At 61.6% G+C, this 11,961-nt stretch carries 9 protein-coding genes; 7 read left to right on the top strand and 2 right to left on the bottom strand.

Annotated elements, in window-relative coordinates; genetic code table 11:
* The first annotated feature begins 55 nt into the window (after positions 1–55).
* Positions 56–1,813, top strand: coding sequence for a S8/S53 family peptidase (locus tag ABIE20_RS13775; protein ID WP_429505687.1), 1,758 nt, complete (start codon positions 56–58; stop codon positions 1,811–1,813).
* A 10-nt stretch (positions 1,814–1,823) separates the two neighbouring features.
* Here the strand turns inward: ABIE20_RS13775 and ABIE20_RS13770 are convergent, their stop codons facing one another.
* Together ABIE20_RS13770 and ABIE20_RS13765 are read right to left on the bottom strand one after the other, a co-directional pair.
* Positions 1,824–2,720, bottom strand: coding sequence for a D-hexose-6-phosphate mutarotase (locus ABIE20_RS13770; RefSeq protein ID WP_429505548.1), 897 nt, complete (start codon positions 2,718–2,720; stop codon positions 1,824–1,826).
* A 72-nt stretch (positions 2,721–2,792) separates the two neighbouring features.
* On the bottom strand, positions 2,793–3,194 hold the full coding sequence (locus ABIE20_RS13765) for an acyl-CoA thioesterase (protein WP_009402429.1): 402 nt from the start codon (positions 3,192–3,194) through the stop codon (positions 2,793–2,795).
* Between the two features lie 371 nt (positions 3,195–3,565).
* Here ABIE20_RS13765 and ABIE20_RS13760 point away from each other — a divergent pair, with 371 nt between their 5' ends.
* From ABIE20_RS13760 to phoU, 6 genes are all read left to right on the top strand, one after another.
* On the top strand, positions 3,566–4,855 hold the full coding sequence (locus ABIE20_RS13760; protein WP_123566982.1) for an MFS transporter: 1,290 nt from the start codon (positions 3,566–3,568) through the stop codon (positions 4,853–4,855).
* A 161-nt stretch (positions 4,856–5,016) separates the two neighbouring features.
* The gene (locus tag ABIE20_RS13755; RefSeq protein WP_123566981.1) at positions 5,017–6,015 is read left to right on the top strand and encodes a phosphate ABC transporter substrate-binding protein PstS; all 999 of its coding nucleotides are present in this window, start codon (positions 5,017–5,019) and stop codon (positions 6,013–6,015) included.
* 139 nt (positions 6,016–6,154) lie between these two features.
* The gene (locus ABIE20_RS13750; protein ID WP_429505547.1) at positions 6,155–8,443 is read left to right on the top strand and encodes an ABC transporter permease subunit; all 2,289 of its coding nucleotides are present in this window, start codon (positions 6,155–6,157) and stop codon (positions 8,441–8,443) included.
* 71 nt (positions 8,444–8,514) lie between these two features.
* The gene (gene pstA / locus ABIE20_RS13745; RefSeq protein WP_429505686.1) at positions 8,515–10,131 is read left to right on the top strand and encodes a phosphate ABC transporter permease PstA; all 1,617 of its coding nucleotides are present in this window, start codon (positions 8,515–8,517) and stop codon (positions 10,129–10,131) included.
* Positions 10,132–10,228: 97 nt separating this feature from the next.
* Entirely contained in the window at positions 10,229–11,062 is an 834-nt protein-coding gene (gene pstB / locus ABIE20_RS13740) for a phosphate ABC transporter ATP-binding protein PstB (protein WP_038997984.1), read from the top strand.
* A gap of 121 nt (positions 11,063–11,183) precedes the next feature.
* Positions 11,184–11,942 (top strand): phosphate signaling complex protein PhoU, encoded by a 759-nt coding sequence (phoU, locus tag ABIE20_RS13735; protein ID WP_010225942.1) that lies wholly within the window; start codon positions 11,184–11,186, stop codon positions 11,940–11,942.
* The last annotated feature ends 19 nt before the right edge of the window (positions 11,943–11,961 follow it).

Here is an 11,961-nt window from a genome sequence, read left to right as displayed (position 1 = left end):
TTGCCTGGCGCTGGCAGTCGGATGTTCAACGACTGCCATGGAGCGTCTTGTCGCGATGAAAGGCTTTGTTCTGCTGTTGGCCTGGATGGGCCTGGTTTCGCCGCTGGCATTGGCGGCAGAAGCACCTTTGCGTATCACCCAGCTGCAACGCTGCGGTGACCTGCTGACCGGCACAAACCAGCAGTGGTGCCTGCAGGTCAGTGGCCTGGGTGAGCAGCGCCCGACCGTCTGGCTGGGCGACAAGGCATTGCCAGTCCAAGCCGTGCAGCGCCAGGGCCAGGTCATTACCTTGCACCTGCAAGCCAGCCAGCATCGCAGCGCGCCGTTGTGGCTGGAAGCCCCGGGCCAGCGCAGCAATCCGGTGTGGCTATCGCTCAATAGCAGCCATGTGCTGGCGGCCCGGCCCGATGAAGTGGCAAAGAACATGGATGGCCTGACCACCTATGTCGATCTGGTCAGCTTGTTGATCGAAGAGCAGCACGACGGGTTGGCTGAAGCCCGGCGCATTGCCGATAAGTACGGCGCCCGGGTGGTGGGCGCAATCCCGCCGCTCAACACCTACCAACTGCGCTTGCCTGCCGGCGACCTGATGCAGCGCGATGCGTTGCTGCTGCGCATGGGCAGCGAGGCCAGCGTCGATGCGGTCATTGTCGAAGAATCGGCGCCGGAGCGCGGTGAAGAGGGCTCAGCCGATAGCGCGCAGCCTGTCTTGGAGCGAGACGAGTGGGCGGCCAACCGCTTCATGGATGCGGTGTACTACTACCGCAAACGCATTCCTGCCGCGCAGGCGCCAATCAAGGTACAGCCGGTGCGGGTCGGCGTGATTGAACGTAACGTTGATTTCGATGCGCCTGATTTTGCAGGGTACAGCGGCGGGTGCACCGCCGGCGTCGGACGCTTGTGTGTGTTTGCCCGCGATGCCGGCAAGCCCGACAACCACGGCTCCAGCGTCGCCGGCATACTCGCCGCGGACTGGCAGGCGGGTGGCAACAGCGGCTTCCTGTTCGGCCTGGATAAGGCCAGCCCTGGTTTCGAGGTAATAGTTGAGCGCAATTCCGATGCTGGCATTACCGCCAACATCGCCGCATCCGTGAACCTGGTCGAAGACGGCGTGCGCGTGCTGAACTGGAGCTGGGGTATTCACCGGGTCGGGGCGAAGGACATTCAGGGCGATGAAGTCGATTCGCTGGTGCGCTCGGGGCTGGCCATGAGCGGTTACGAAGAGCTGCTCGAAGAGTTCTTCCTGTGGCTGCGGGCCAAGCATCCGGATGTGATCGTGATCAACTCGGCGGGCAACGGCTCGTCGCGATCCGGCACTGACGAATATCGCCTGCCTTCATCCTTCATTACCGATCAATTGCTGGTCGTTGGCGGCCATCAGCGCGCAGAACAGGGTGCCCGACTGGAAGAACCCGGTTATGTGGTCAAGCGCGACAGTTCAAACGTCGACATGCGTGTGGATATCAGCGCCGCTGCCTGCATTCGCGCCTCCACCGCGCAGGTTGGGCAGCCCGGTGCAGTGCATTGCGGCACTTCCTACGCAACTCCCTTGGTGACCGCCACGGTTGCCGCCATGCTGTCAATCAACCCGGCACTGACCCCGGAGCAACTGCGCATGCTGTTGCGGCGCAGCGCCATGACCCTGGGCCAGCAGCAGGACTTCGAAGCCATGGACGGAGAAGACCTGACCGCGCCGATCCTGCCGTCCGAGCGCAACGGTCAACTGTACCACCCGGACCTGGGGCGCTCGGCGCGGCTGGACATGCAAAAGGCCCTGGAACTGGCCGTGCAAAGCCGCGACCGGGTGCGCTGAGGTTATTGTCCTAGAGCGGTTGGCTGCTGATTGTCAGGCTCAGCGAATGGGTAGCGCCTGGCGCCAAAGTGACCAGGTCATCCACTACATTGGCGGTCTCGATGCAGAGCATGCGCTGCCAGCCATCGTCGGCCATGTCCGGCAGATCAAAGGCACGCTCGGTCCAGGGGTTCCAGATCACTGCCGTACGCGAACCCTGGGCCGTTATCACCACGCGACGGTTCCAGGCCGGGTCGACGATGCTCAGTTGCTCGGGCGCCTGCAGATAAATGCGGTCGGTTTCACCGGCAAAGCCCAGCGCGCCTTGCTGCTGGCGCTGCTCCCAGTTGGCCAGGGTTTCGATGTAGTTCAGGCCATTGACCCCTTCGACATGAACCTGGCGCACATCGCTGACGGCGAAATAGCTGTGCAGCGCCTGGCTGAGGGTGACCGGGACGTTGTCTAGGTTATAGCTGGAGAGGGTGATGCTCAGCTGTTCGCCCATGACGATGGTCAGCTTGAGTTCGACAATGTGCGGCCAGCCGGGCAGATCGCCTTTGGCCTCTGGCAGGGTGAATTCGACGTTTACATTACCGTCCACCACGGCGATGCCCTGCAATTGCCAGTCACGACCGCGCACCAGGCCATGGGCCGGGCCGTCTTCTGCGTGATACATGGCCTGTACGGCATCGGGGTTGCGCTTGAAAATGCCAAACCAGGGCCAGCACACCGGAACCCCGGCGCGTACGGATTTGCCGTGCCTGAAGATGGCCTGTTCGCTGAGCCACAGCAAAGGTGGCTCGCCGAGGCGCTGATAGCTGAGCACCTGCGCGCCTTGCTGGGCGACCAGCAGTTCAGCCGTGTCGCTGGTGATGCGCCAGCAATTGAGCTCGCCGTGCAGTTCGGATTCGACCTTGGGTGTGGACATGCGCTTTATCTCGTAGGTTTGCCGTACGGCCTTGGACCGCTTGCATACCTTCGAGTTTACCGCGCAGCGGTCTCAGCGACGAGGAGGAACCGAGCGGGTGCGACCGCTGCCGTCGATGGCGACGAACACGAATACCGCTTCGGTAACCTTGCGCCATTCGCTGGACAGCGGGTCGTCGCTCCACACCTCGACCATCATCTGGATCGAGCTGCGGCCGATTTCCAGGGTCTGGGTATAGAAGGACAACTGCGCGCCGACTGCCACGGGCACCAGGAATGCCATGCGATCAATCGCCACGGTAGCTACCCGGCCACCGGCAACGCGGCTGGCCATGGCGGTACCGGCCAGATCCATCTGGGCGACCAGCCAGCCGCCGAAGATATCGCCGAAACCGTTGGTTTCACGGGGCAATGCGGTGATTTGCAAGGCCAGGTCGCCTTGCGGGATAGGATCTTCTTGTTCGAGTTCAATCATGCCGGGGGTGCCTCTGACCCATGACGCTTCTTTGGTTGGCGCTATGACAGACGCCTCGAAAAACGATTCAGCACAACTATTCTACGCTGCTTTCGCTTTGCCAGGCGGCGAAGGGAAACTCTGCGAAACCGACTAAGCATACCTAGCGGCGTTTTCGCACAACATCCTTCAGAAGACGCAACCCCTTCCTACAAGCGGCCAGTATATAGAGCCGAAAGCGCAGCGACGACCATGCAGTCATGAATACTTGTATTGAATTTGTACTGCTATGTGCTTTTTCTGCCAATTTGCTATCTTTCGAGGCTTCCCAGGCCCAAACCCGCGCGCCAGGCGGCCTGCACCCCAATAAGAAATGCCAACAAGAGAAACCTATGACCTCCGTGCCCGGCAGTATCGCGCAGCCTTCGAGGCCGCTGACCCGCAGTGACTATAAGACTTTGTCGCTCTCCGCCCTGGGCGGTGCGCTGGAGTTCTACGATTTCATCATCTTCGTGTTCTTCGCCACGGTGGTCGGCAAGCTGTTCTTTCCCGCCGAAATGCCCGAATGGCTGCGTTTGATGCAAACGTTTGGCATCTTTGCCGCCGGCTACCTGGCGCGGCCGCTGGGCGGCATCGTCATGGCCCACTTCGGCGACTTGCTGGGGCGCAAGAAGATGTTCACCCTGAGCATCTTCATGATGGCCGTGCCGACCTTGATCATGGGGCTGTTGCCAACCTATGCGCAGATCGGCCTGTGGGCGCCGATCCTGCTGCTGGTGATGCGGGTAATCCAGGGCGCGGCGATTGGCGGTGAAGTGCCGGGCGCCTGGGTGTTCGTTTCCGAGCACGTACCGGCGCGCAACACCGGGTATGCCTGCGGCACGCTGACGGCGGGCCTGACTGCCGGGATCCTGCTCGGCTCGCTGGTGGCAACACTGATCAACACGGTTTACAGCCAGCAGGAAGTTGCCGATTACGCCTGGCGTATCCCGTTCCTGCTCGGTGGAGTGTTCGGTCTGTTCGCGGTCTATCTGCGCCGCTGGCTCCACGAAACCCCGGTGTTTGCCGAGATGCAGGCGCGCAAGGCGCTGGCCGAGGAAGTGCCGCTGCGCGCGGTGTTGCGCGACCACCGTGGTGCCATCGTGCTCTCGATGCTGCTGACCTGGCTGTTGTCGGCCGGCATTGTCGTGGTGATCCTGATGACCCCGGCGCTGCTGCAGAGCCTTTATCAGGTCAGCCCGACCGATTCGCTGAAGGCCAACAGCCTGGCCATCGTCCTGCTCAGCCTGGGCTGCATCGGCACTGGCGCACTGGCTGACCGCTTTGGCGCCGGGCGGGTATTCATCGTTGGCAGCCTGGCCTTGCTTGTGACCTCTTGGACCTTCTATCACACGCTGCCCACCCACCCCGAATGGCTGTTCCCGCTGTATGCCCTGACCGGCCTGTGTGTCGGCATCGTCGGCGCCGTGCCATATGTCATGGTCAAAGCCTTCCCACCTGTAGTTCGATTCAGTGGGCTGTCGTTTTCCTACAACCTGGCCTACGCGATCTTCGGTGGCCTGACGCCGATGGTGGTTACCGCCTTGCTCAAGGTCAGCCCGATGGCGCCGGCCTATTATGTTGCGGGTATCTGCACCATTGGTCTGCTGGTGGGTATTTATCTGACCGCTAAGAAGCGCTGAAACCGCTCTAGATCAATCCTCGCAACATTTTGAAAAGGCCATCACCGCTCGCCGGTGATGGCCTTTCATCTAATTGTCACATTCGATTCATAGAGTAGTCATACGGCCTGCAGATACTTGGGCCCGATCCATCTCACCCCAATTCCTGCTAGGAGCAAGGCATGAAACTGAAGCGTTTGATGGCGGCCCTGACTTTCGTCGCCGCTGGCGTTGCCACCGCCAATGCGGTTGCCGCTGTTGACCCTGCTATTCCGACCTACACCAAGACCACCGGTGTGTCGGGCAACCTCTCCAGCGTCGGTTCCGATACCCTGGCCAACCTCATGACCCTGTGGGCCGAGGCCTACAAAAAGGAATATCCGAACGTCAACATCCAGATTCAGGCTGCCGGCTCCTCCACCGCGCCACCCGCGCTGACCGAAGGCACCGCCAACCTCGGCCCGATGAGCCGCAAGATGAAGGACGTCGAACTGCAGGCTTTCGAACAGAAGTACGGCTACAAGCCAACCGCCATCCCGGTTGCCGTCGACGCCCTGGCCGTATTCGTGCACAAGGACAACCCGATCAAAGGTCTGACCATGGCTCAGGTCGATGCGATCTTCTCCTCGACTCGCCTGTGCGGCGCTAAGGCCGACGTGAAAACCTGGGGTGACCTGGGCGTGACCGGCGACCTGGCCAACAAGCCAGTGCAGTTGTTCGGCCGTAACTCGGTATCCGGCACCTACGGCTACTTCAAGGAAGAAGCCCTGTGCAAAGGCGACTTCAAGCCTAACGTCAACGAACAACCTGGCTCGGCTTCGGTCGTGCAGTCGATCAGCAGCTCGCTGAACGGCATCGGCTACTCGGGTATCGGCTACAAGACCGCCAGTGTCAAAACCGTGCCTCTGGCCAAGAAAGACGGCGGTGCTTTCGTTGAAGACAACGAAGCCAACGCCCTGAACGGCACCTACCCGCTGTCGCGCTTCCTCTACGTCTACGTCAACAAGGCGCCGAACAAGCCTCTGGCTCCGCTGGAAGCCGAGTTCGTCAAGCTGGTGCTGTCGCAAGCAGGCCAGCAAGTGGTGGTGAAGGATGGTTACATCCCGCTGCCAGCCAAAGTGGTTGATAAAGCCCTGGCTGACCTGGGCCTGAATCACAACGGCAACGTTGCGAAGAAGTAACTGAAGGACCGGCGGGGGCGGGTTTTTACCCGGTCTCGCCACTCATTGCGAGTCCGCTGCCAGGGGTATCTGCGCGGCGGGCTTTTTTGCGTCACTGCATTGTCATGTTTTTGTCATACGGGACCGCTAGGGTGTGCGCATGAATGATCTGGCCAACTCCACCATGACCCAAAATTCTCCCCCCGTGCGGATTGACTTCAATACGCCCGAACTGCAACGCAAGCGGCGCATCCGTGCGCTCAAGGACCGCCTGACCCGCTGGTATGTACTGGTGGGCGGGCTTGCCGTGCTGGCGGCCATTACCCTGATCTTCTTCTACCTGGCCTATGTGGTCGTGCCGCTGTTCCAGGGCGCCGAACTGACCAGCAAGAAGGCCCTGGAGCCAACCTGGCTGCAACAGGACGCCGGCAAGCCGCTGATGATTGCCCTGGAAGAGCAGAACCTGGTCGGCATGCGGGTTTCCGACAAGGGCCAGGCATTGTTCTTCGACACCAAGACGGGTGCCGAGCTCAAGCGCGTCGAGCTACCGGTGCCTGCCGGTACCCAGGTGACCTCGATCGGTGCCGACCAGCCGGGTAACCCGCTGGTTGTGCTGGGCCTGTCCAACGGCCAGGCGCTGGTGTTCAGCCACAGCTACAAGATCACCTACCCGGACAACAAAAAAACCATCAGCCCGGCTATCGACTTCCCCTATGGCCAGGAGCCGTTCGCCCTGGATGACCAGGGCCGGGCGCTGGAGCACGTCAGCCTCAACGTCAATGGCGAGACCCTGGTGGTGGCCGGTTCTACTGGTGCGCACCTGCAGGTGGTGTCCCTGAGCCGCGAAGAGAACATGATGACCGGCGAAGTCACCAGCGAGCAGAGCCGTATCGAGCTGCCGCAGATGACAGAGGCGGTGAAGGCGATCTTCATCGATCCGCGCCAGCAATGGTTGTATGTGATCAACGGTCGCGCTCAGGCTGACGTCTTCAGCCTGCGCGAGAAGAGTCTCAACGGCCGCTACAAACTGCTCGACGACGGCAATGCCGAAGTCACCGCCAGCACTCAGCTGGTGGGTGGTATCTCGCTGATCATCGGTGACTCCAAGGGTGGCCTGGCCCAATGGTTCATGGCCCGCGACCCGGATGGCGAGCAGCGCTTCAAGCGCATCCGCGAGTTCCAGATGGGCAAGGCGCCGATCGTGCAGATCGATGCCGAAGAGCGCCGCAAGGGCTTCATAGCCCTCGACGCCGACGGCAAGCTCGGTGTGTTCCACAGCACCGCGCACCGTACCCTGCTGGTCGAGCCGGCCGCTGAAGGCGCGGGCATCCTGGCGCTGTCGCCACGGGCCAACCGCATCATCATCGAAGAAGGCGGCAAGCTGCTGCCGCTGACCCTGAAGAACCCGCACCCGGAAGTGTCCTGGAGCGCGCTGTGGAGCAAGGTCTGGTACGAGAACTACGACGAGCCCAAGTATGTCTGGCAGTCGACCGCCTCGAACACCGACTTCGAACCCAAGCTGAGCCTGTCGCCGCTGACCTTCGGTACCCTGAAGGCCGCGTTCTACGCGATGATCCTCGCTGCGCCGCTGGCCATTGCCGCTGCCATCTACACCGCCTACTTCATGGCCCCGGGCATGCGCCGCAAGGTCAAGCCGGTCATCGAGCTGATGGAGGCGATGCCGACGGTGATTCTCGGTTTCTTCGCCGGCCTGTTCCTGGCGCCATTCCTTGAAGGCCACCTGCCGGGTGTGTTCAGCCTGTTCCTGTTGATGCCGCTGGGCATCCTGGTCGCCGGCTTCACCTGGAGCCGCCTGCCCGAGTCGCTGCGCCTGCGGGTTCCAGACGGCTGGGAAGCGGCGATCCTGATCCCGGTGATCCTCTTCACCGGCTGGTTCGCCCTGTACATGAGCCCGTTTATCGAGACCTGGTTCTTCGACGGCGACATGCGCCTGTGGATTACCAATGACCTGGGTATCACCTACGATCAGCGCAACGCTCTGGTAGTCGGTATCGCCATGGGCTTCGCGGTGATCCCGAACATCTACTCGATCGCTGAAGACGCCGTGTTCAGCGTGCCGCGCAGCCTGACCCTGGGTTCGCTGGCGCTCGGTGCCACGCCGTGGCAGACCCTGACCCGCGTGGTCATCCTGACCGCAAGCCCGGGGATCTTCTCGGCGCTGATGATCGGCATGGGCCGCGCCGTGGGTGAAACCATGATCGTGCTGATGGCCACCGGCAACACCCCGGTCATGGAAATGAACCTGTTCGAAGGTATGCGCACCCTGGCGGCCAACGTTGCGGTGGAGATGCCCGAGTCGGAAGTCGGTGGCAGTCATTACCGCGTGCTGTTCCTCGCCGCGCTGGTACTGCTGATGTTCACCTTCGTGATGAACACCTTGGCCGAGCTGATTCGCCAGCGTCTGCGCAAGAAATACTCGTCGCTTTGATAGAAAGGTAGCGATCCGTGAAAAAGGATTCCCTCAAAAGCTGGTTCAAGAGCGGCGCCCCCGGCGTCTGGATGAGCGGTGGCGCGGTCGCCATCGCGGTGATCATGACCATCGGTCTGCTCGCCGTGATCGCCGTGCGCGGCCTGGGCCACTTCTGGCCGGCCGACCTGCTGCAAGCCAGCTACAACGTGCCTGGACAGGCCAATCACATCGTCGTTGGCGAAGTGGTGCAGAAGGAAGAAGTACCGCGTGCCCGTCTGAAAGGTGCCGGCCTGCCGGTGCCTGATGAAGGTCCGGAGTTCATGACCCGCGAGCTGATCAAGGTCGGTAACCGCGACCTCAACGGCAGCGACTTCACCTGGGTGGTCGGCGAATGGCTGACCGACCAGCAAAAGCCGGTCGACCTGATCGCCCTGGAGCGCCGCGAGTGGGGCAACTTCTACGGCTACCTGGTCAGCGTCAAGGAAAACGGCAAGGTGATCGCCGAAGGCCAGGCGGCCTGGAGCGAGCTGCAAAATCGCCTCAAGCGTGCCGACAAGCTGGCCGGCGAGCTGCAGAAGCTCGAGAAGAAGGACATCGGTGCGATCAACTACGGCCTTGAGCGTCTGCGCTTGCAGACCCGCAAGCTGGAACTGGACGGCAAGCTGGACGCCGCCGCCCAGGCCGATATCGAAGCCGAGCGCGCCGAGCTGAATAACCGCTACAAGGCCATCGAAGAGCGCCTGGGCGGCCTGCACCAGGACTTCGGCCGCGACAGCCTGGTGGCCAAGGACGGTAATGGTCGTGAGGTCGAAATCAACCTGAGCAAGGTAGTGCATGCCTACCAGCCGAACGGCATGGGCGTCGTCACCAAGCTGGGTGTGTACTTTGCCAAGGTCTGTGAATTCCTTAGCGATGACCCGCGTGAGGCCAATACCGAAGGCGGGATCTTCCCGGCGATCTTCGGTACCGTGATGATGACCCTGATCATGGCCGTGATCGTCACTCCGTTCGGTGTGCTGGCGGCGGTGTACCTGCGTGAATATGCGCGTCAGGGCCCGGTGACCCGCCTGATCCGTATTGCGGTGAACAACCTGGCCGGTGTTCCGGCGATCGTCTACGGCGTGTTCGGCCTGGGCTTCTTCGTCTATGTGCTGGGTGGCTCGCTCGACCGCCTGTTCTTCCCCGAAGCGTTGCCGGCGCCGACCCTGGGCACTCCGGGCCTGCTCTGGGCTTCGCTGACCCTGGCGCTGCTGGCGGTACCGGTGGTGATCGTGGCCACCGAAGAAGGCCTGGCGCGAATTCCGCGTACGGTCCGCGAAGGTTCGCTGGCGCTCGGTGCAACCAAGGCCGAGACCCTGTGGAAGATCGTCCTGCCCATGGCCAGTCCGGCGATGATGACCGGCATGATCCTCGCCGTGGCCCGCGCCGCGGGTGAAGTGGCACCGCTGATGCTCGTAGGTGTGGTCAAGCTGGCGCCATCGCTGCCGGTGGACGGCAACTACCCGTACCTGCACCTGGACCAGAAGATCATGCACCTGGGCTTCCACATCTATGACGTCGGCTTCCAGAGCCCGAACGTCGAGGCCGCGCGGCCGCTGGTGTACGCCACTGCGCTGCTGCTGGTGCTGGTAATCGCCACCCTGAACCTCTCGGCGGTATGGATTCGTAACCACCTGCGCGAGAAGTACAAGGCGCTGGACAGCTGACTGAAAGCTATTAGCCATAAGCGGCAAGCTACAAGCCGCTTTTGCTCAAACTTGCAGCTTGCAGCGAGAAGCTTGCAGCTACAAACGGAGTGAAATCATGCAACATGAAACCCATTCTCACGGTATAGACATGTCGGCCCTGGGTCGCGACAAACAGAGCCTGCGCCTGGCTGAAGAAACCGTAGCCATCGAAGTGCCTGGCCTGAGCCTGTACTACGGCGACAAGCAAGCACTGTTCGATGTCAGCATGAACATCCCCAAGCAGCGCGTGACTGCCTTCATTGGCCCGTCCGGCTGCGGTAAATCGACCTTGCTGCGGACCTTCAACCGCATGAACGACCTGGTTGACGGCTGCCGCGTGGAAGGCGCGATCAACCTCTACGGCAACAACATCTACCGCAAGGGCGAAGACGTTGCCGAGCTGCGCCGCCGGGTCGGCATGGTGTTCCAGAAGCCCAACCCGTTCCCCAAGACCATCTACGAGAACGTGGTTTACGGCCTGCGTATCCAGGGTATCAACAAGAAGCGTGTGCTCGACGAAGCCGTGGAGTGGGCGCTCAAGGGCGCGGCGTTGTGGGATGAGGTCAAGGACCGCCTGCACGAATCGGCGCTGGGCCTGTCCGGTGGTCAGCAGCAGCGTCTGGTGATTGCCCGTACCATCGCTGTGGAGCCGGAAGTACTGCTGCTCGACGAACCTTGCTCGGCACTCGACCCGATTTCGACGCTCAAGGTCGAAGAGCTGATCTATGAGCTCAAGTCCAAGTACACCATCGTCATCGTTACCCATAACATGCAGCAGGCGGCGCGGGTCTCCGACTACACCGCGTTCATGTACATGGGCAAGCTGGTGGAGTTCGGTGATACCGATACGCTGTTCACCAACCCGGCGAAGAAGCAGACCGAAGACTACATCACCGGCCGGTATGGCTAGCGGCAGTTGCAAGCTTCAAGCCGCAAGCTGCAAGAAAGTGGCGAGCGTGAAGCCCGGGAACGACACGAACAAACTTGAAGCTTGAAGCTTGCTACTTGAAGCTTTTTCGCGGAGCGAAAGCATGATCGATAAAGACAGCCTTACCCACCATATCTCCCAGCAGTTCAACGCCGAACTCGAAGAGGTTCGCAGCCACCTCCTGGCGATGGGCGGCCTGGTCGAGAAGCAGGTCAACGACGCGGTCACCGCGCTGATCGAGGCCGATTCGGGCCTGGCCCAGCAGGTGCGTGAAGTCGACGAGCAGATCAACCAGATGGAGCGCAACATCGACGAAGAGTGCGTGCGCATTCTGGCCCGGCGCCAGCCGGCGGCGTCCGACCTGCGCCTGATCATCAGCATTTCCAAGTCGGTGATCGACCTGGAGCGCATCGGCGACGAGTCAACCAAGATTGCCCGCCGCGCCATCCAGCTGTGCGAAGAAGGCGAGTCGCCTCGTGGCTATGTCGAAGTGCGCCACATTGGCGACCAGGTGCGCAACATGGTTCGTGATGCCCTGGATGCCTTTGCCCGTTTCGACGCCGACCTGGCGCTGTCGGTGGCGCAATACGACAAGACCATCGACCGCGAATACAAGACCGCCCTGCGTGAGCTGGTCACCTACATGATGGAAGATCCGCGCTCGATCTCGCGCGTTCTCAGCGTGATCTGGGCCCTGCGTTCGCTGGAGCGTATCGGCGACCACGCGCGCAACATCTCCGAGCTGGTGATCTACCTGGTGCGCGGTACCGACGTCCGTCACCTGGGCCTCAAGCGTATGCAGGAAGAGGTTCAGCGTAGCGGCGAAAGCGCTAATGTTCCGGGCAAATCTGACGATAACTAAGACTGCCCCGAGAATGAAC

Source organism: Pseudomonas sp. 2835, assembly GCF_050435905.1.
Taxonomy (GTDB): domain Bacteria; phylum Pseudomonadota; class Gammaproteobacteria; order Pseudomonadales; family Pseudomonadaceae; genus Aquipseudomonas.
Note: the sequence above shows the minus strand (reverse complement) of the source record. Positions and strands in the feature narration are given on the sequence as shown.

Excerpts from the sequence above, each read along its gene's own strand:
- ABIE20_RS13775 (WP_429505687.1), top strand. The coding sequence starts at position 56 with ATGAAAGGCTTTGTTCTGCTGTTGGCCTGGATGGGCCTGGTTTCGCCG.
- ABIE20_RS13770 (WP_429505548.1), bottom strand. The coding sequence starts at position 2,720 with ATGTCCACACCCAAGGTCGAATCCGAACTGCACGGCGAGCTCAATTGC.
- ABIE20_RS13765 (WP_009402429.1), bottom strand. The coding sequence starts at position 3,194 with ATGATTGAACTCGAACAAGAAGATCCTATCCCGCAAGGCGACCTGGCC.
- ABIE20_RS13760 (WP_123566982.1), top strand. The coding sequence starts at position 3,566 with ATGACCTCCGTGCCCGGCAGTATCGCGCAGCCTTCGAGGCCGCTGACC.
- ABIE20_RS13755 (WP_123566981.1), top strand. The coding sequence starts at position 5,017 with ATGAAACTGAAGCGTTTGATGGCGGCCCTGACTTTCGTCGCCGCTGGC.
- ABIE20_RS13750 (WP_429505547.1), top strand. The coding sequence starts at position 6,155 with ATGAATGATCTGGCCAACTCCACCATGACCCAAAATTCTCCCCCCGTG.
- pstA (WP_429505686.1), top strand. The coding sequence starts at position 8,515 with ATGAGCGGTGGCGCGGTCGCCATCGCGGTGATCATGACCATCGGTCTG.
- pstB (WP_038997984.1), top strand. The coding sequence starts at position 10,229 with ATGCAACATGAAACCCATTCTCACGGTATAGACATGTCGGCCCTGGGT.
- phoU (WP_010225942.1), top strand. The coding sequence starts at position 11,184 with ATGATCGATAAAGACAGCCTTACCCACCATATCTCCCAGCAGTTCAAC.